Genomic DNA, 19,095 nt, shown 5'->3' on the forward strand with positions numbered 1-19,095 from the left:
ACCAGATCCTCGACACAATCCAGGACCTGCTGAACTGCTGGACCGGCACCTGCACCACCTGCCACCGCCCCCTGCCCACACGCCGCACCAGACGGCACCCCGCACACACCTAACGGAGTCCTACTAGGACCCCGTTCCTCACGTTCCTGCGTACGAAAGGAGCCCGCATTGACCGGCCCGATACGGGTGGTGCTGTTCTCGGAGATCAACTCCAAGCTCGGCGCTCCCTTCCTGGACATGCTGCACGGCCACCCACTGGTGGATCTCGCGGCTGTCGTCACCAGTCCCGTCGGCCGCCTCTGCGGCTACTTCACCTCCGACGCCGATCAGGTGGACCTCGAACAGCAGGCGAAAGCATTGGGCGTGCCGGTGCTGCGCCCGACGAACGTCAACGATCCCGAATTCGTGAGCGGGATCGGGCAACTCGCCCCGGACTACCTCGTCGTGGGCAACTTCCAGCGCATCCTCAAGGAAGAGCTGCTCGCCACCCCGAAGGTGACCTGTGTCAACTTCCATCCGAGCCCGCTTCCCCGTTACGCCGGTCTGGCGCCGTTCTACTGGATGGTCCGCAACGGTGAGACCGACGGAGCGGTGACGGCCATCGAGATGGCCGCCGGACTGGACACGGGCGCGATCCTCGCGCAGCACGAGACGCCGCTCACCGGACGGGAGACGGCCCTGGAGCTGCGGACCATCCAGGAACGCGCCAATGTGCTGATGCTGCTGGACCTCATCCCGCAGCTCGCCTCCCGCAGCTTCCGGCGCATCCCGCAGGACCCTTCCGAGAGGACCTACTTCACGCGCCCCTCGCAGGACGACTACCGCCTCGACTTCGCCCACTCCGCGCACAAGGTGGCGTGCCATATCCGGGCCGGATACCGCCATCCTGGGGCGTTCGCCGAAACACCGTCCGGTCAGCGCGTGACGATCCTGTCGGCCGACGACACCGCCCCGGCCGGAGAGCTCCCGGCGCCCGCCGGGACCGTACGGCGCCTCGACCACGGCCTGTTCGTCGCCTGCCGGGACAAATGGCTTCGACTCCTCACCGTCGAGTTCGGCGGGAACGAGGTCCCCGCGCAGGCGCATCCGGCGATCACCGAAGGACAGACGCTGTCCGTGACCCGTCTCGAACCCGTATAGAAAGGCGCACCGTGTCTCTGTTGGAGCAGCAGAACACCGACCAGCCCCCGCAGGTCCGGAAGGTGATGCACATCCCCGCCGGGCAGGGCCGTGCCGTGTGGCTCAACGGCGACGTCTACTCGGTGAAGATCGGTCACGAGGAGTCCGCAGGCAGCCTCGCGGTCCTGGAGGCGTCTGTCCCCCCTGGGGGAGGGCCGCCACTGCACGACCACCGTCACGAGGACGAGGCCTTCTACCTCCTCGAAGGCGAGCTGGAGATCCACGCGGACGGTGAGACCTACCAGGTCAAGGCGGGTGACTTCGTCTTCGTGCCCCGCGGGACGGTGCACGGATTCCGCAACACCGGTTTGCACACGGCCAAGCAGCTGCTGTTGTTCACCCCCGGAGGTTTCGAGCGGTTCTTCCTGGAGGCCGGCAAGCACGCGGTTGCCGGAGTGAACATCCCGCCGTTCGACCCCGCCGACAATCCCCAGGCCATGCAGGTCGCCGAGAAGTACGGCTCCTACCAGGTCTGACCCGTACACCGGACAGTCAGAGGAATACGCACGTCATGATCGAGAAACTGAACGGAAAGGTCGCCCTCGTCACGGGCGCCAGCCGGGGCATCGGTGCCGCGGTGGCCCTGCGGCTGGCGGAGGAGGGGGCCGACGTGGCCCTCACCTACCAGGGGAACGAGGAGGCCGCGCGGAACACCGCCGAAACCCTGACGAAGAAGACGGGGCGGCGCGCCGTCGCGATCCGGGCCGACGTCGCCGACGCCGACGCCGTTGGCGCCTCCGTGGACCGGACGGTCCGTGAGCTGGGGCGGCTGGACATCCTGGTCAACAGTGCCGGCGTGATGGACACGTCGTTCTCCGACATCGGGGACGTGCCGGTCGAGGTCGTGGACCGGACGCTCGACGTCAACATCCGCGGCTCGCTCCTCGCCGCCCGGGAAGCGGCGCGGCACATGACGGACGGCGGGCGGATCATCAACATCGGCTCGTGTATCGGGGAGTTCGCCCTGGGACCCGGCTGCACCGCCTACGCCACGAGCAAGGCCGCCGTCACGGGAATGACGAAGGGCCTGGCCAGGGATCTGGGGCCGCGAGGGATCACGGTGAACGAGGTGGCTCCAGGGGCCACGAACACCGACATGAATCCGGAGGACGGCCCGGGCTCGGAGTTCCAGAAAGGCCTGTCCCCGCTCGGCCGCTACGCACAGCCGGAGGAGGTAGCCGCCGCGGTTGCCTACTTCGCCTCTCCGGAGGCAGGATTCACCACTGGCGCGAGACTCGCCGTCGACGGCGGGCGAAACGCCTGACGTTCCCGGGGACCGCGGGCTCCGGCCTCCCTTCATCCCCGCCGTGGTGGCCGGGGCCCGCACTAGTTTTGTTCCGAACGTTCCATAACCTGCTAGGGTGCTGCCATGGGAAGGCCACGGCAGTTCGACGAGGACCAGGCGGTTGAGGCGGCGTGTCGCGTCTTCTGGATCAAAGGGTACGAAGCCACCTCCACCGGGGATCTGTGCACGGCCACGGGTCTCGGGCGCAGCAGCATCTACAACACGTTCAAGTCGAAGAAGGACCTGTTCCTGCGGGCCCTGTCGTACTACGTCGACACCATGACCGCCCGTCAGATCTCCCTGCTGGCAGAGGAAGGACGCCCCGCCGCCGAGCGTGTCCGGGCCCTGCTCTCGGTGATCATCGAGGGTGAGATGGAGAACCGGCGCGAGGGCTACGGCTCCGGCTGCTTCACCGTCAACACCACGACCCAGATGGCCGCCTCCGATCCGCAGATCGCGGAGGTCCTGAACCGGGACCTGGAGCGGCGCATGGTCTCGCTGCGCGCCGTGATCGCGGAGGGCCGGCGGGACGGCTCGGTCACCTCTCCGCGGGCGACGGACGGTCTCGCCTGGTATCTGACGGCCCTCATCGCCGGGATGCGGGTCGCTGCCCAGTCGGGTGCGGACCGTGGCGCGCTGGAGCAGATCGCGACCTTGGGCGCGGACACCCTCGGCTGCTGAGCCACTGACGGCCGGCCCCGCACCCTGCCCGGTGCGTCGGCCGGGCCTCCGCATGCCCTCGAGCCTTCCCGCACCTTCATTTTGGTCTGATCAGTACATAATCCTGGAGGTACCCATGCCAAAATCCGTCTACCTCATGGCTCTCGGCATCTTCGCCATGGTCACCAGCGAGTTCCTCGTCGGCGGCCTCATGCCGCAGATCTCCGAGGACCTCGGGGTCACCATCCCTCAGGTCGGCTACCTCATCACGGCCTTCGCCATCGCCATGGCGGCGGGTGGGCCCTTCGCCACCGTGCTCGTCCTCAAACTGCGGCCCAAGGCCGCGCTCATGACCCTGTACGCCGTCTTCCTGCTCGGCAACGCCCTCGCGGCAGTCGCCACCGACTACTGGGTGATGGTGGCCGGCCGGGTCATCACGGGCACGGCCTCCTCGGCGTTCTTCGGAGTCTCCCTCGCCGTCGTCGCCCAGATCACCAAGCCCGAGCTGCGAGGGCGCGCCACCGGCCTCACCATGCAGGGACTCATGGTCGGGACGCTGCTCGGCCTGCCCGTTTCCACCCTCGTCGGCGAGCAATGGGGCTGGAGGGCCGGGTTCGTCGCCGTAGGCATCATCACGATCATCGCCGCAGTCGCCACCGTCGTCGTCGTTCCGTCCCTCGGCCACGCCGAGGACGCCGGAGGCCTCAGGGAGGAGATGTCGGCCTTCCGTAACGGCAAGCTCTGGCTCATCATCTGCACGTCCACCCTCATCATCGGCGCCACCTTCTCCGCCTTCTCCTACTTCACGCCCATCCTCACCGACGTCACCGGCTTCTCCCGCGGCGTCGTCCCGCTGCTCCTCCTCGCCTATGGCGCGGCCACCGTCATCGGCAACGCAGTCGTGGCGCGCTTCGCCGACACGCACACCATCCGTGTCCTGGCCACCGGTCTGACGCTCAACGTCCTCTTCCTGAGCTCGTTCGCCCTGCTCGCCGATCTCAAGGCGCCCGCGGTCCTCGCCATGATGGGCATCGGCTTTGTCGGCGTCACCATGAACCCCGCGATGATCAGCAGGGTGCAGCGCGCCGCCAACGCTCGCGCGCTCGTCAACACCGTGCACACGTCCTTCATCACGCTGGGCGTCGTCGTCGGCTCCTGGCTGGGGGGACTCGGCATCAACGCCTACGGCCTGCGCGCCCCCCTCTGGCTCGGCGCGGTCCTCGCCGTTCTCGCTCTGGTCGCGCTGGTCCCCGACATGGGCCGACTGCGCCGTACCCCTGCGGGCACCCCCGACGAGGCCGCAGGAGAGAACAGGCCGGCACGCGAAGCGGCAGAAGCGGGACAGCGCGGCTGAGCGGCGGGATTGCGTGTTCTCGTCGCTCCCCCCACGGAGCCGGCCATCTCCAGCCCCCAACAGCTCAGAAATGTGTGAGACATGAAGCCTCTTCAGGACGACGAGTCCACCGCCACATGGCGCGAGCTCCCCGCGGCACAGCAGCCCGAGTGGCCGGATTCCGGGACCCCGCACATCGACGGTGCGCTGCCGCGCACCGTACGCGGCCTCGCCCACGTAGAGACCAGCCGTGCGAGGCGGGACATCCAGCTCGTCCATCTGGGGGGTGCCGCGGTCCCGCGCCGGGACCTGGCACGGACGGAGAAAGGGAACGTGAGCCGGTGATGCGCACGATGGCAGTGGTCGGTACGGGGCTGATCGGCACGTCGATAGGACTTGCCGCAAGCCGGTACGGCGTGACCGTGCACCTGTTGGACCGAGACGAGACGTCGGCCCGCACGGCCGCGGCACTGGGGGCGGGTCTGGTGGGCGCCCCCGAGGCACCGGTGGACCTGGCTGTCATAGCCGTGCCCCCGAGCACGGTCGGCGCGGTCCTCGCCGAACAGCAGGTGCGGGGGCTCGCCCGCGCCTATACGGACGTGGCGAGCGTCAAGTCGCAGCCGACGCGCGAGGCGCTGGGGAGCCTCCCCGCCCCGGAGCGCTTCGTCGGCGGCCATCCGATGGCGGGCCGGGAGAAGACGGGACCGCTGGCGGCCCGCGCGGATCTCTTCGAGAGCCGGTCCTGGGTGCTTACTCCCACGGACATCACCTCACAGACGGCCCTCAACCACACCCTTGAGATGATCTCCATGTGTGGTGCCGTCCCGGTGATCATGGGAAGTCAGGAACACGACGCGGCAGTGGCGTTGACGTCCCATGTCCCGCACGTCCTGGCCAGCCTGATGGCGGCGCGCCTCGAGCAGGCGCCTGAGCCCGCGTTCCGGCTCGCCGGTCAGGGGCTGCGCGACGTGACCCGTATCGCGGCGGGCGACCCCCACCTGTGGAGCGACATCCTCCGGTCCAACGCCGCCTCGGTGTCCCGCGTGCTGCATGCCCTGCACGAGGACCTCTCGGTTCTGCTTGAGTCCTTGGACGACCTCTCGGCCGCCGACGTGTCGTATCAGCCGCACGAAACGACCGGTATGACGCATCTGCTGAACCGGGGAATCGCGGGTCTGGGCCGGCTCCACGACAGGCCGAGCGGAAAACCCGCCCATCGGACGTCGCTGCGCGTGACGGTGGGGGATCGGCAGGGGGAACTGGCCCGGCTGCTCGGCACACTGGGCCAGTTCGGGGTCGGTCCCGACGACGTGACCACCTCGGTCACCCCGAGCCGGAGGAACCTCTCCGTCGAGCTGAGTGTTTCCGCCGTTGACGTCGCATGGCTCCTGAGGAAGCTGACCGAGGACGGTTGGGAGGCCGAGCGGGTCGACCCGGTGCCGCGACCGCGAGATCACCGGGAGACATCGTGCTCCGCGGCGCGGAGTGTCCTGGGAGCCGCGGTCAGTGCCGTCTCACTGCCGGACCAGCCCCGCCAGGAGGGAGGCGAGGCGGCGCGGGCCGCGCCGCCGCCAGCCCTCGAGTACGTCTGCACGTCCGTAACCGCGGCGACGCGCAGCTGATCAGCGGCGGCAAGCCCGCGAAGCCCCCTCCACCTGATCTTCCCGAGACAAGCAGCATATGAGCCCACACCAGATCACTGTCCTGGGCGAGTGCGTCGCCGACGCGCAGACACAGCGGCACAAGCACAAGCTCCTGGTCGACGCCGCGCGTGACACCTGATGACCGGATGATTCCGCTGTTCGGCGAGCCGGAGGTGGATGGGAGGCGAGACGTACTGGAAGGCCGGCTGCTTGGAGTGCGAAAAGTGCCTCACCATGAGAAGCGATCCGGGCGGCAACCCGACAGAGCCGACTCAACGGTTCCGTCGACCAACTCCCGCGCCACCAGGCGGCCCACGGCCGCGGCGAGCGTGACCGCCGAGTGCATCATCGCCAAGTAGAGGCCGGGGGCCTCGGCGACCGGGCCGACGATCGGCTCACCGTCGGCCGGCATGGGGCGCACTCCGAGTCGGGTGCTGAGCAGCTCGACGCTCCCGGCTCCATGGAAAGTGGACCGGACGGCGGCAAGGGTCCGTTCGGGCGAGTCCGCGGCGGCGATCAGCCGGTCCGGGGCGACCTGTCGAAGATCGAAGTCTTCGGTGTTGACCACGGTGCGGACCAGACCGGCCGGGGCGTTGAGCCGGAACAGCGGCGACGGCGACGGTTCGACCGGGACGTGCACGCCGAGCGGCGCGCCCAGCGCGGCCGTGGCGACTCCGGCCGCCAGCACCACCGTCGCACCGGAGAGGGGTCCTGCTGTCGTCTCAACTCCGGCGATCCGGCCCGCTGCGTCCCGGCGGACCGCGGTGACCGGCGTGTCCAGATGTACCCGGGCTCCATGGGTACGAGCGCCCGTGACCAGCCGCTCGGTCACGCCCACCGAGTCGACAGCGCCGTCCCCCGGCGCCCAGACAGCCCACTCCGGAGGCTGCCGAATGTTGGGTTCGAGCGTCGCCACGGTGGCCGCGTCCACGATCGTCTGCCCGGGTCCGGCGTCCGGCGCACTGTCTTGCCTGTTCCAGCTCAGCGAGCCGGACCAGGTGACCGGGAGTCCTGGCAACTCGGCCTCGAGCCGGTGGTACTCCGCCGTTGCGGTGGCCCGCAGCCCGGCGGCCGGAATTTCGAGTACGCCGGACGATCCGATCCAGGCGAACGAGTCCGCCGTCACGCCGGCGCCTGGCCGCCCGGCGTTGACCAACGTCACGTTGGCGCCCGCCCGGGCGGCGTGATAGGCCACCGATGCGCCGACGATGCCGGCGCCGACGACGACCAAGTCCCTCTTCACTGATGGGCTCAACGTGTTCGCGACCTTGGCGTCCGCCCGCGCGGCCTGGTGGTCCGTCGCCCGCTGACCGGAAGCTGCCCGTAGACGAGATCCAGACGAGGCACGCTGGTCACGCATGTGCCGCAGACGTGCCGGAACTCCGTTCTCATCTACGCGGCCTCCAGTCGGTATCGGTAGGCGGAGACGTGCGAACGCGACTCGGCGGTGAACTCGGCGCCGGCCCAGTCCGCATGCCTGGTCTCCAGCTCGAATCCGGCCAGTTGCGCCATGAGGTCGAGTTCGGCCGGCCAGATGTAGCGGTGCGGGCCGCGGGACAGCTGAGCCTGCTTGGTGTCGTCGAAGTGGAAGTGGTGCGAGACGACGTGCTGGTTCAGAACGTCGTAGGTGTCCAGGCCGATGTAACCGGGCTCAGAGCCCCAGACGACCGCCGTCTGCCCGGGTGGAAGCTTGCGCAGCTCGGGTACCCAGAGCTCGATGACGAACCGGCCGCCGGGTGTGAGGTGGCGGGCGGCGTTGCGGAAACACTCGACCTGCTCAGCCTGGGTGAGGAGGTTGGAAATGGTGTTGTAGACGAGGTAGACCAGCGTGTACTTCCCAGGGGCCACGGAGGTCGCCATGTCACCGATGACCACGGGAACCGTCGCTTCGTCTGCCTTGGTGCGCAGTTGATCGACCATCGGCCGCGACAACTCGATGCCGGTGACCGGTACTCCTCGCTCAGCCAGCGGGACGGCCACCCGGCCGGTGCCTACAGCGAACTCGAGCGCTGCTCCGTCGCCTGCGAGCTCGGCGAGGCGATCCACGGTCGGCCCCAGGATCTCGGGTGCGAACATGCCCGCCCCGGGCGTGTCATAGTGCTGGGCGGCGTCGACGTCCCAGAGAGATTCCTGTTGCATACCTCCAGCCTTCGCCGTCGGCCCGAGCGATGTCCAATGATTATCGGATCCCTACCAAGCAGCCGCCTTGATCACGTCCACGGCGATGTCCTCGATCGACCGGCCGTCGGTCGGGATACGGACGGTGCCTGCCGGAGCCTTCTCGTCCAGTTCCCGTGCGTTCCGCAGGCTCCGCTCGATGTGGGCGGTGAGCTGCGAGCCGATTTCGCGTTGGGCGAGGCGTTCCCGCACGGTCGTCTCCCCTGCCGTGAGCAGGACGCAGGTGGCTCGGACCTCGCCGCCGCCCATGGCCCGGCTGATCATCGGCGCTTCCAGGATGCTCACCGTGTTCGTGTAGATGAGGCGACGCTGGCCGAGAGCGGCGTAGTTCGACCAGACTGCCGCGGTGTTGCGTTCGGTGATGGCTGCGCGGTGAGGGTCGTCCTGTGGGGCTGGGTGGATCTGGTCCATGTAGTCGCCCTCGATCAGACAGTGCGCCGTTCCCCTCCCCTGCAATGCCGCAGATACCTCCCACGCGACGGTCGTCTTGCCGACGCCCGCCCCACCACCGATGAGCAACAGTTCGTAAGCAGTCATGGGTGGGCAGCCTGACAGCGTCCGGACTGTCACGTCGACCGGAAATACCCAGTGCCGGAATTCGGGCTTCGTGAAGAGGCGGTGAGAAAAACGACCGGCGCGGGCTGGCCACGCGTGCTCTCGTAAGGGGAACGAGACGTTCTCGAACTGAGGGGGCGGGTTGCCGGACCATGGATGTGTCTTCTGCGCGATCGCGCGAGGCCAGGCAGAGGCCAGCATCGTCTTCGAGGACGAATGGGTCCTCGCGTTCCTGGACCTCCAACCCGTGGCCCCGGGGCATCTGCTCGTCATCCCGAAGGCACATGCCGAAGGGCTGGAAGATTTGCGGGAGGACATCGGCGTGCGGGTCTGGACGGTGGCGCACCGGCTCGGACGCGCGCTGCGGCTGTCCGGCCTGCGGTGCGAGGGGGTCAATCTCTTCCTGGCGGACGGCGAGGCTGCCTTCCAGGAGGTCTTTCACGTCCACCTGCATGTCTTCCCCCGCTTCAAAGGGGATCCGTTCCGTATCGAGGCGGACTCGCGGGTGCGCGAACGTCATCTGCTGGACGAGACGGCAGCGGCGGTCCGCAGCGGAATCACCGCCCTGGACGCGGCGGGTGGAGTCGGGTCACCGGGTGTCCTGGAGTAGCCGTAAGGCGCCTCTCGCAGAACCACTGCCATCCGGGCGCCCGGGTTGGGATCTGGTCACAGCGTCTGGAGCCCGCCTCGGGCCGCAATTCGCTCACGGATACGCGCGGCCATGTCGACGAACTCCTCGGGCCGCATGGCCGATACGCCGTTCTCTGTCATCAGCGCGTGGAACTGCTGCTGCTCATAGGGTACGTCCGGCGGCAGACCGGCGATGTGCCAGTGGAGATGCGCGTTGCCCTGCTGGCTCCCCAGCGAATAAAGATACGTCCGCTCGGCTCCCACGCAGTCTTCCACCGCCAGGGCGACCTCCCGAACGACCAGCATGAGCCGGACGTACGACTCTTGGTCGAGATCACGAACGGCGTGCTCGACATGCCTCCTGGGCGCGACCAGGACCTTGCCGGGCAGGGTCGGCCACCGGTCGAGGAACGCGACGTGATCGTCGTCCTCGAAGACAGTGTGATGCGCATAGTCGGGGCGCCCCGACACAAAGGCGCACACGAAGCACGGCCCTCGACGTGCTCTGGCCCGGTACGCATCCATGTCCGGCCTCTGCCGTTCTGTCGGCATGCACAACTCCTTTGCTTGACGGCTGAGGTCCGGCGTCGAACGCGGCTCGAACTTGACCAGTGTCATGCTTCCGGGCGGAGTTGTACTCGTGCCTGACCGCTCGGGGCGACCCACTGTTCGAGTTGTGCGACGCGTTGTTGTGCACGGACGGGCCGGTGCGGACGCTGGCTTCGCGTGTCGTGTTACTGCACGCGCAGACGCCCCACCCGCTCCGGTAATTCGGTTGTGGAGGGCCGTCGAAGGTACGCCATGATGGGCGTGACCACACCGCCGAACCTCGGGAGCCCCCCAGTGCGCCGACTCCTCGGAACGATCCAGCGCCCCCACCGGCTCACGGTTCTTGAGGACTCGACCACGCATGCACACCCTGAACATCGGCATTCTGGCGCACGTCGACGCTGGTAAGACCAGCCTCACCGAGCGGCTCCTCTTCGACGGCGGCACGATCGGCCGGCTCGGCAGCGTCGATGCCGGCGACACCCGCACCGACGACGGGGAGATCGAGCGTCGGCGCGGCATCACGATCCGCTCGGCCGTTGCCGCCTTCACCTCCGGCGACGTCCAGATCAACCTCATCGACACCCCCGGTCACTCCGACTTCGTCGCCGAGGTCGAGCGTGCCCTGGAGGTCCTCGACGGCGCGGTGCTACTGCTCTCCGCCGTGGAGGGCGTCCAGGCCAGGACGCGGGTCCTGCTGAAGACCCTGCGGCGGCTCGGCCTGCCCACGCTCGTCTTCGTCAACAAGATCGACCGGGCGGGCGCCCGCGAGCAGGGCCTGCTCGACGACGTCCGGCGCCTGCTCACTCCGTACGTCGTACCGCTCACGGGAGCCGAGGACATCGGCACGCCGCACGCCCGCGTCGTACCGCGTCCGCTCACCGCACCGGGGGTGGCCACCATGCTCGCCGAGGTCGACACCGGGATCCTCGCCGCGCTCGTGGACGGCCCCGCCCCGACCGAGGACGACCTGCGGGCCGCACTCGCCGCGCACACCGCTGACGGCTCCATGCATCCGCTGTTCTTCGGCTGCGCGCTGGACGGGCAGGGCGTCGCCGAACTCGTCGAGGGCATCGTCCGATTCGTGCCGGCGCCCACGTCCGAGCGGCGCGGCGCGGGCAGCGGCATCACGGAGGCTCCCCGGGGCACCGTGTTCGCCGTACGACCCGGGCCGGGCGGCGAACGGAGGGCCTATGTCCGGTTGTACGAAGGCGAGGTGACGTCTCGTCAGCGACTGACGTTCCTGCGGCACGAGGCCGACGGCCGTACGACGGAGGTGGCGGGCCGGGCGCTGGAGCTCACCGTGGTCGGGCAGCCCGGGGCATCGTCCCTCACCGCGGGGAACATCGCCGAGCTGCGCGGTGTCCCCGGCATCCGCGTCGGCGACCGGCTCGGGGAGGTCACCGACAGGGCGCCTCAGTTCGCCGCGCCGACCCTGGAGACCCTGGTGCGGGCACGGCACCCCGCGAAGGCGGCGCCCCTGCGGTCGGCGCTGCTCTCCCTGGCCGACCAGGACCCGCTGTTGCACGCCCGGCCCGCGGGCTCCGGCGCCACCGCGCTGCTCCTGTACGGCGAGGTGCAGAAGGAGGTCATCGCGGCGACGCTCGCCGAGGACTTCGGTATCGAGGCGGACTTCGAGCCGAGCCGTGTGCGGTTCCTGGAGCGTCCGGCGGGCATCGCAGAGGCGTATGAGGAGATGCCGTGGCTCGACCAGAGGCAGCACATGGCCACGATCGGCCTGCGCGTCGAGCCGGGCGCCCGCGGTGCAGGCACAGTCTTCGCGTACGAGACCGAACTCGGCGCCCTGCCCCGCGCCTTCCACCAGGCCATCGAAGACACGGTCCACACGACGCTGCGCTCCGGCCCGCACGGCCGGGCGGTGACCGACTGCCGGGTCACACTCATCCGGTCCGGCTTCTCCTCGCAGCACAGCACGGCGGCCGACTTCCGCGCGCTCACCCCGTACGTCCTGCTCCTGGCCCTGGAAAGGGCGGGCACGCGGGTGTACGAGCCGTACCATGCCTTCGAGGTCGAACTCCCCCTGGACGCGCTGGCGCCGGTGACGGCCCGGCTCGCCGCGTACGGAACGGAGTTCGGGGAGACGACGGGCGGCCGTACTGCGTGGCTGGTCACCGGCGAACTCCCGGCGCGCCGCGTGCGGGACATGGAGCTGTGCCTGCCGGGGCTGACGCGCGGCGAGGGCGTGTGGTGGTCACGGCCGTCGGGGGACCGGCCGCTGCGGGCGGAGCGTTACTGACTTCGGCTCGTCAGGGTGAGTCGAAGGGGGCTCGGCCCGCAGAGACCGAACCTAGGTCTGCAGAGGTACGTCTCAAGCCCGTTACGTCCGGTCGTCGCGGCCGCTAGCGTCGGGATCATGGACACCACCGGGACGCTCGACGAAGCTCTCCAGCGACTGCACGACTACGGCCCTGAACGCGACGGTTGGTTGTCCAACCACGGTCCGATGGCGGTGGAGGCGTTGGTCCGCAACGGTCACGCGACCACCGTGCACCGCTGGCTGGACTACTACCGCGACAAGCTGGAGGACCTGCCCCGCGGCACCGATCCGATCACCCAGGACGGATGGCAGGACGCGTTGGGTGATCCCCGCAGGATCGGCGACTGGACGGTGTACTTCGTTCGCCAGACCGCCAGTCGGCCGTGGCGCGAGGTGCTGGTGGAGTGGTGGCCACGCCTGCTTCCGGGCATCGCCGCCGGTGCCACCCACCCGGTGATCCGTGTCGGCCATGCCGTCCGCACCCTCCTGGACGACGACCACGGCAACGACGTGGGTGCCGGGTCGAGCGCCGACCCGCGTATTGCAGAACTGGCCCATGGTCTCGCCTACTGGGCGGCCCGCAGCCTGCCGACCCCCGGCGTCGCTGCGCCGGGCGGTACCGTCGGCCCGGGTAAGGCGCTGGACGGCATCCCGTTGATCGCGGACCAGGACGGGGGCTTTCGTGACGGCCTCGCGCAGTTGGCCGGAACGCCCGGCTGGACGGCGGCGACCGCCGCGCTCCGCCCGGCAGTGACGCCTGGGGAGTCCCGCGACGTGCTGGCCGAGCTCGTCCGGGCAGCCACCTACCGCTACGCCACCCACGGCCACCTCAGCCCCATCATGCTGGTGCACGCCGCCACCGCGCCCAACGCCGTGCTGCGCGCCCTGCCCGCCCTGCCGTCCGTGCTGTGGGCACCGAGTCTGAACGCCGCCTGGACGGCGAGCGCCGCGGTGACCGCCGTGTACTCACCAGCCACCCCGGCGCCGGCGTCCGAACTACCGCAGGTCCCTGCCGGATCGGTGGCGGACGCCGCACAGGAAGTCTTCGCACGCGCGGCCGAGCACGGCGACGAGCACGTGGTGAAGTTCGCCGACACCGCGCTGGACGTAGCCACCACCACGGGCAGCACCGGCGCGCTGGTGGGCGCGACCCGGGCCTGCGAACTGATCGGCCCGATTCCGTAGCGGGATCCCGCCATTCCATCGTGCTCTCTTGGAGATGGACCAGGGCCTGTCCGATCGGCGGGGAGGAACACCGGACAGGCCCTGGCGGATTTGGGCGCGACTGGGCGCGGGGGACGTCGGACGGGGTGATTCCGTCACCGTTCGTCAGTCCCGGTGCAGCAGGACCGTGGTGTCGGCGGTCAGCAGCCCGTCCTTGGTCAGTGGTCCTGAGGCGAGGAGGGGGCTGGTGGCGTCGGGGAGCGGGATCGGCCGGCCGGAGAGGTTGACCGCGCACAGCAGGCCGTTGCCGCGTTCGAAGAGGAGCGTGCCGGCTGGGCTGTCCAGCCAGCGAAATTCCTCGCCCCGCAGGTCGGGGTTGGTGCGGCGCAGGCGCAGGGCGGAGCGGTAGAGCTGGAGCATGGAGGTACGGTCGGCCTGGTTGGCTTCGGCGGTGTAGGACTTCCAGTCGTCGGGCTGGGGGAGCCAGGGCATGGCGGACCCGAAGGTGCTGAAGCCGAAGGGCGGTGTGTCGCCGGTCCAGGGGACGCGGCAGCCGTCGCGGCCTCGGACGGTGTGGCCGGAGCGTTCCCAGGTGGGGTCCTGGAGCGCCGAGTCGGGGAGGTCTTCGACCTCGTACAGGCCGAGTTCCTCGCCCTGGTAGATGTACGCGCCTCCGGGCAGGGCAAGCATCAGCAGGGCCGCCGCTCGGGCTCGGCGGGTGCCGAGGGTGAGGTCGGTGGGGTGACCCTGGTCAAGGGCCGGGGTTGTGACGCCGGTGTGGGCGCGGCCGTAGCGGGTGACGTGGCGGGCTTCGTCGTGGTTGGAGAGGACCCAGGTGGCGGGGGCGCCGACCTTCGCCAGATCGGTGATGGTGCGGTCGATCACCTCCCTCAACTTGTCGGCCTCCAAAGCGCACTTGAGGAAGTCGAAGTTGAAGGCGGTGTGGAGCTCGTCCGCGCCGAGGTAGTCGGGCAAGCGGCCCGGGCGCACGTGGGCCTCGGCGACGAAGACGCGGGGGTCGGGGTAGCTGTCGGCGATGGCCCGCCAGCTGCGGAAGACGTCGTGGACGCCGTCGCGGTCCCAGTGCGGGTGGCCGTCTTCGTGAGCGATGACGGAGAACTCCGTCAGGCCGAGGTCCGGGAGGGCCGGATCCTTGACCATGCCGTGGGCGACGTCGATGCGGAAGCCGTCGACGCCCAGGTCGAACCAGAAGCGCAGGATCGACTCGAACTCGGCCCGTACCTCGCCGTTGTCCCAGTTGAGGTCGGGCTGTTCGGGGGCGAAGAGGTGGAGGTACCACTGGCCGTCCGGCGTGCGGGTCCAGGTGGGGCCGCCGAAGGCCGCGTGCCAGTCGTTCGGGGGCAGGGAGCCGTTCTCGCCCTTGCCGTCGCGGAAGATGAACCGCTTTCGTTCCGGGGAGCCGGGCGCCGCCGCCAATGCCTCCTGGAACCAGGCGTGTTGGTCGGAGACGTGGTTCGGGACGATGTCCAGGATCACCCGCAGACCCAGTCCGTGGGCCTCGGTGATCAGTTTCCGGGCTTCGTCGAGGGTGCCGTATGCGGGGTGGATGTCGCGGAAGTCGGAGACGTCGTAGCCGCCGTCGGCCAGCGGGGACGGGTACCAGGGGTTGATCCAGATGGCGTCGACACCGAGGTGGGCCAGGTACCGCAGGCGGGAGCGGAGGCCGGCGATGTCGCCGGTTCCGTCGCCGTCGCCGTCGGCGAAGCTGCGTATGTAGACCTGGTAGATGGTCGCGGAGCGCCACCAGGAGTCAGCCGCGGCGTCGTGCGTGGGGGTCGGGTTGGTCATGTGGCTGGGTCCTGTCGGAGGGGGTGCGTGGTCCACGCCGCCCGCGCATTGATCACGACGGTGGTTCGAGTGCTGTTCCGGCTATCCCTTGGTAGCGCCTGATGTGCCGCCGCGGACGAAGTGCCGCTGGAAGGCGAAGAAGACCAGTGCCACGGGGATGGTCATGAGCAGGGTCGCCGCGAGTTTGAGCGGGTACTGGTTGCCCGAGCCGAGTTGGCCGGAGACGAGTGAGGCGACTCCGGATGTGAGGGTGTTCAGTTCCGGGCTCTGCCGGGACACGATGAAGTGCGGCAGCTCGTTCCACGATCCCTGGAACGACAGGATGGTCAGGGTGATGAGGGCCGGCTTGGCCATCGGCAGCACGACGGACCAGAAGATCCGGAAGGTGCTCGCGCCGTCGATGCGGGCTGCTTCCTCGACGCTGACGGGGATGGACTCGAAGAACTGCTTCATGATGAACACCCCTGCGGCGTCGGCGAGGAGCGGGACGATCATGCCCGAGTAGGAGTCGTACATCCCGAGTTGATTGAGGACGAGGAACTTCGGGATGAGCAGGACGACGCCGGGCACGGCCATGACCGCGATGACGGCGGCGAACAGTGCGCCCCGGCCGCGGAAGCGCAGCCGGGCCAGTGCGTATCCGGCGAGGGAGTCGAAGAACACGCGGCCGGCGGTGACGAGGAGTGCGACGACGACGGAGTTGGTGAACCAGCGCGGGTAGTCCGCTTCGGCGAGCCGGCTGAAGGCGGCTGTGGTGAAGTGGGTCGGCCATAGCGACAGCGGGTTGCTGGTGGCGTCCGCGTCGGTCTTGAAGCTCGCCGCGAGCTGGATGAGGAAGGGGTAGATGTAGAGCAGCGCGACGACGACGAGGGCCGTGTAGCCGAGCGCTCGGGTGAGGGCACCGCCACGGCGGGTGCGGTTGCCTGAGCGGCGGGTTGTGGGCTGCTCGACTGTGTGCGCCGCGGTGTCCGCGTCGGCGAGCTTGTGCTGTGGGCTCATCGCGTGCCTCTGTTGTGGACGTCGGCTGTGGCCGCCGGAGCGGTTGCGGTGGTGGGCGCGCCGGTTCCGGGCGTGGGCTGGGCCGCTGCGGCGGTGCGGGTCATCAGGCCGCTCCCGTGGTCGGGCCGGAGCCGGAGCGTGCCGCTTTCGCCGCGCGCCGGGTGGCGGCCTTGGCGCGGGCCTCGTCCTTGTCGCGCAGGATGAACCGCTGCAGCAGCGTCATCGCGACGATGATCGCGAAGAGGATGAAGGCGATGGCGCTGCCCTGTCCCCACTCGTTGTCGGTGAACGAGGACTGGTACGAGAGGAACGCAGGGGTCAGTGTCGTCTTCGCCGGTGCGCCCTTGGACATGACGTAGATCTGGTCGAAGACCTGCCAGGTGCCGATGAGTCCGAGGGTCAGGACGAGGAAGAGAGTCGGCTTGAGCATGGGCAGCGTGACGTGGCGGAACCGCTGCCAGCGCCCGGTGCCGTCGATCTCGGCGGCTTCCTCGACTTCGAGGGGTATGTCCTGGAGCGCGGCGAGGAACATGAGCATGAACGTGCCCGCCGTCGTCCACACGACCAGGGCGATGACGGCTGTCATGGCGACGCTGGGGCCGGAGAACCAGTCCCACAGGGACAGGCCGCCGACGGTCGTGTCGGCGAGTGCGGCAGGTGGCGCGTCGGTGTTCACGCCGAGGGCGCCGAGGGCGAGGTGGATGATGCCGCGTGGATCGGCGAACCAGGCCGGCCCATCGACTCCGATCTTCGCCAGCAGCGAGTTGACGACACCGCTGGAGGAGAAGATGAACAGGAAGACGACCGAGATCGCGACCGAGCTCGTCACCGCCGGGAAGTAGTACGCGGTGCGGAAGAAACCTTTGCCCTTCAGTCGTCGCCCGTTGACCAGGAGCGCCAGGCCCAGCGCGAGCGCGGTCTGCAGCGGGACGACGAAGAGCACGTAGTAGGCGTTGTTGCGCAGACTCGTCATGAAGTCGCTCTGCGCCAGGCCGGGTTTGGTGACGATCTGCTCGTAGTTCTCCGCACCGTCGAAATGCACGCCTGACGAGAAGGGGCTGCCCTGGCCGTTCCAGTCGGACAGGCTCACCCAGAGCGCCATGAGAATGGGCACGACCAGGAAGAGCCCGAGCACGACGATCACCGGTGAGACGAACAGCCAGCCGGCGAGACCTTCCCGGCCCCGAATACCGCCGCGGGGGGATCGCTCACGGCGGCCTCGGCCGCCACTGGCCTTGGCAGCGGCTGCCGTCCGGGCCGGTGCCGGGCCGCTGCCCGGGCCCTGTGCGGGCCCGGGATTCGGTTCATTCATCGTAGGTCCACTCTCGTTCCGTTCCTGTCCGGATTACTTGAGCCGCCCGGGTCGTCCGGGTCACTGGCCTACGACCGCCTGCGCGTTCTTCTGGAGCCGCTTGAGGATCTGCTTCGGGTCGGCCTTGGGCAGCCCCTGGAGGCCGGTGTCGAAGTCGGCGAGTACCTGGTCGATCTTCGCGACGTTCACCGGGGCCTGGGCATACGCGGCCCCGTCGATGAATGCCTTGTCCTGCGGGGACTTGGCGATGTAGTCGGCCTCAGCGGACTGCAGGGACGGCATCACGCCGATCGCCTGGGCGAAGGTCAACTGGTTGTCCTTCGCGGTCATCGCCTTGACGAAGTCGATGGCCGCGGCCTTGTTCTTGCTCTCGGCCGCGATGCCCCAGCACTGGGTGAAGGCGAGCGTGCCCTTCTTGCCCGTAGGCCCGGTCGGCAGCGGGACCGTCTTGTACTTGACGCCCGGGTAGTCGTTCTTCATGGCGCCGGCGATCCAGTTGCCCTCGATCGTCATGGCGGCCTTCTGCTTGCCGAACGCCTCGCCCGACCAGCCCGAGTCAAGCTGCTTGGGGTACTTGGCCGAGCCGTCGGCGAGCAGCGACTTCACGTAGTTCAGGGCCTTGAGGTTCTCGGGAGAGTCCGCGGTGACCTTGGTGGCGTCCTTGTTCGTCACCCATCCGCCGGCCTGGACCATGAAGGCCCCGATCCGGTCGCGCGTGTCGCCGAGTGCGAGGCCCACCTGCTTGCCCGTGGTCAGCTTCTTCGCCACGGCCGCCAGCTCCTCCCAGGTGGTGGGGTAGTCGGCGTCGGTCAGGCCGGCCTTCGACCAGGCCGTGGTGTTGATCTGCAGGCCGAGCGTGGAGAAGTCCTTGGGGGCGCAGTAGAGCTTGCCGTCATAGGTGAACGCCTGACGCAGCGCGGGGTAGAAGTCGTCCTTCGTTTCGAGACTGTCGCCGTACGGTTCGAGATTGCCCGCCTTCGCGTACGTCGCGAGTCGGCCGGCGTCGACGTAGAAGACGTCCGGCGGGTTGTTCGAGGCGAAGCCCTGGCCGAGCTGCTGGGTCATCTCCTGGGCCTGGGTGACGGTCGCCTTGTTGCCGGACTTCGCCCCCCATGCGTCGGAGGCGTCCGTGACGGCCTTCGTCTCCGCGTCGCCGCTGGAGGCTATGAGGACCTTGATCGAGGCGGGCCCGGACGACGCCTGGCTGTCCGCCTTGTCGGTGTCGTCGAACCCGCTGCCACCACAGGCCGACAGGCTGAGCGACAGTAGCGCGATGCTGCCAACAGCCCAACGGGTACGAGGATTTCTCATGACAAATCTCCTTGCGCAGGCCGGCCTGATGAGCCGGTGGTAGAGGGGACCGCGTCCCGTCCGCTGCACTGGCAGCTGTGAGCGGGATCGCAGATGTCGGCCGGATGGGCTCAAGAAGCCGCTCGGCGGGTGGAAAAGGTGCGGCGTGGTGGGACGGCTCAGCCGCTCGCCCGGACGACGAGCCGGGGCGCCAGCAGGACGGGGGTGGGC

18 protein-coding genes and 1 pseudogene are annotated in these 19,095 nt (G+C 69.1%); 11 read left to right on the forward strand and 8 right to left on the reverse strand.

What is annotated here, in order from left to right; all coding sequences use genetic code 11:
* The first annotated feature begins 168 nt into the window (after nt 1-168).
* The 8 genes and pseudogenes from C1J00_RS18990 to C1J00_RS48265 form a co-directional block, all read left to right on the forward strand.
* Nucleotides 169-1,140, forward strand: a complete 972-nt coding sequence (locus C1J00_RS18990; RefSeq protein WP_219728357.1) for a methionyl-tRNA formyltransferase — start codon at nt 169-171, stop codon at nt 1,138-1,140.
* 20 nt (nt 1,141-1,160) lie between these two features.
* Nucleotides 1,161-1,655, forward strand: a complete 495-nt coding sequence (locus C1J00_RS18995; RefSeq protein ID WP_219728358.1) for a quercetin 2,3-dioxygenase — start codon at nt 1,161-1,163, stop codon at nt 1,653-1,655.
* A 35-nt stretch (nt 1,656-1,690) separates the two neighbouring features.
* Nucleotides 1,691-2,443: an SDR family NAD(P)-dependent oxidoreductase gene (locus C1J00_RS19000; protein ID WP_102910267.1), complete on the forward strand. Its 753-nt coding sequence runs from the start codon at nt 1,691-1,693 to the stop codon at nt 2,441-2,443.
* A 105-nt stretch (nt 2,444-2,548) separates the two neighbouring features.
* Nucleotides 2,549-3,145: a TetR/AcrR family transcriptional regulator gene (locus tag C1J00_RS19005; RefSeq protein ID WP_102910268.1), complete on the forward strand. Its 597-nt coding sequence runs from the start codon at nt 2,549-2,551 to the stop codon at nt 3,143-3,145.
* A 115-nt stretch (nt 3,146-3,260) separates the two neighbouring features.
* Nucleotides 3,261-4,478 carry an MFS transporter gene (locus C1J00_RS19010; protein WP_102910269.1) on the forward strand — a complete coding sequence of 406 codons (1,218 nt, stop codon included), beginning with the start codon at nt 3,261-3,263 and terminating at the stop codon, nt 4,476-4,478.
* 81 nt (nt 4,479-4,559) lie between these two features.
* On the forward strand, nt 4,560-4,802 hold the full coding sequence (locus C1J00_RS19015) for a chorismate mutase (RefSeq protein WP_102910270.1): 243 nt from the start codon (nt 4,560-4,562) through the stop codon (nt 4,800-4,802).
* Nucleotides 4,802-6,079 carry a prephenate dehydrogenase gene (locus C1J00_RS19020; protein ID WP_219728359.1) on the forward strand — a complete coding sequence of 426 codons (1,278 nt, stop codon included), beginning with the start codon at nt 4,802-4,804 and terminating at the stop codon, nt 6,077-6,079. The genes C1J00_RS19015 and C1J00_RS19020 overlap by 1 nt, the downstream gene beginning before the upstream one ends.
* A gap of 146 nt (nt 6,080-6,225) precedes the next feature.
* A pseudogene (locus C1J00_RS48265) lies at nt 6,226-6,312 on the forward strand (AAA family ATPase); the annotation flags it as partial.
* Nucleotides 6,313-6,329: 17 nt separating this feature from the next.
* On the opposite strand, the gene C1J00_RS19030 reads toward C1J00_RS48265, so the two are convergent.
* The 3 genes from C1J00_RS19030 to C1J00_RS19040 form a co-directional block, all read right to left on the reverse strand.
* A complete protein-coding gene (locus C1J00_RS19030; RefSeq protein ID WP_180989605.1) occupies nt 6,330-7,343 on the reverse strand; it encodes an NAD(P)/FAD-dependent oxidoreductase in 1,014 nt (337 codons plus the stop codon).
* 149 nt (nt 7,344-7,492) lie between these two features.
* Complete coding sequence (locus tag C1J00_RS19035) at nt 7,493-8,239, reverse strand: class I SAM-dependent methyltransferase (RefSeq protein ID WP_102910273.1); 747 nt, start codon at nt 8,237-8,239, stop codon at nt 7,493-7,495.
* Nucleotides 8,240-8,290: 51 nt separating this feature from the next.
* Nucleotides 8,291-8,815 (reverse strand): AAA family ATPase, encoded by a 525-nt coding sequence (locus C1J00_RS19040; protein WP_102910274.1) that lies wholly within the window; start codon nt 8,813-8,815, stop codon nt 8,291-8,293.
* A gap of 160 nt (nt 8,816-8,975) precedes the next feature.
* Between C1J00_RS19040 and C1J00_RS19045 the strand changes: the two genes are divergently transcribed.
* Nucleotides 8,976-9,443: an HIT family protein gene (locus C1J00_RS19045; RefSeq protein WP_102910275.1), complete on the forward strand. Its 468-nt coding sequence runs from the start codon at nt 8,976-8,978 to the stop codon at nt 9,441-9,443.
* 56 nt (nt 9,444-9,499) lie between these two features.
* Here the strand turns inward: C1J00_RS19045 and C1J00_RS19050 are convergent, their stop codons facing one another.
* Nucleotides 9,500-10,081 (reverse strand): HIT family protein, encoded by a 582-nt coding sequence (locus tag C1J00_RS19050; RefSeq protein WP_245936401.1) that lies wholly within the window; start codon nt 10,079-10,081, stop codon nt 9,500-9,502.
* A 292-nt stretch (nt 10,082-10,373) separates the two neighbouring features.
* Here C1J00_RS19050 and otr(A) point away from each other — a divergent pair, with 292 nt between their 5' ends.
* Nucleotides 10,374-12,269 (forward strand): tetracycline resistance ribosomal protection protein Otr(A), encoded by a 1,896-nt coding sequence (gene otr(A), locus C1J00_RS19055; RefSeq protein WP_102910277.1) that lies wholly within the window; start codon nt 10,374-10,376, stop codon nt 12,267-12,269.
* Nucleotides 12,270-12,386: 117 nt separating this feature from the next.
* Entirely contained in the window at nt 12,387-13,475 is a 1,089-nt protein-coding gene (locus C1J00_RS19060; RefSeq protein WP_102910278.1) for a questin oxidase family protein, read from the forward strand.
* Between the two features lie 144 nt (nt 13,476-13,619).
* Here the strand turns inward: C1J00_RS19060 and C1J00_RS19065 are convergent, their stop codons facing one another.
* From C1J00_RS19065 to C1J00_RS19080, 4 genes are all read right to left on the reverse strand, one after another.
* The gene (locus tag C1J00_RS19065) at nt 13,620-15,263 is read right to left on the reverse strand and encodes a glycoside hydrolase family 13 protein (protein WP_102910279.1); all 1,644 of its coding nucleotides are present in this window, start codon (nt 15,261-15,263) and stop codon (nt 13,620-13,622) included.
* Nucleotides 15,264-15,344: 81 nt separating this feature from the next.
* Complete coding sequence (locus C1J00_RS19070) at nt 15,345-16,262, reverse strand: carbohydrate ABC transporter permease (RefSeq protein ID WP_102910280.1); 918 nt, start codon at nt 16,260-16,262, stop codon at nt 15,345-15,347.
* 103 nt (nt 16,263-16,365) lie between these two features.
* Nucleotides 16,366-17,574, reverse strand: a complete 1,209-nt coding sequence (locus tag C1J00_RS19075) for a carbohydrate ABC transporter permease (protein WP_102910281.1) — start codon at nt 17,572-17,574, stop codon at nt 16,366-16,368.
* 60 nt (nt 17,575-17,634) lie between these two features.
* Entirely contained in the window at nt 17,635-18,885 is a 1,251-nt protein-coding gene (locus C1J00_RS19080) for a sugar ABC transporter substrate-binding protein (RefSeq protein WP_102910282.1), read from the reverse strand.
* Nucleotides 18,886-19,095 lie beyond the last annotated feature (210 nt).

Source organism: Streptomyces cahuitamycinicus, assembly GCF_002891435.1.
Lineage (GTDB): Bacteria > Actinomycetota > Actinomycetes > Streptomycetales > Streptomycetaceae > Streptomyces > Streptomyces cahuitamycinicus.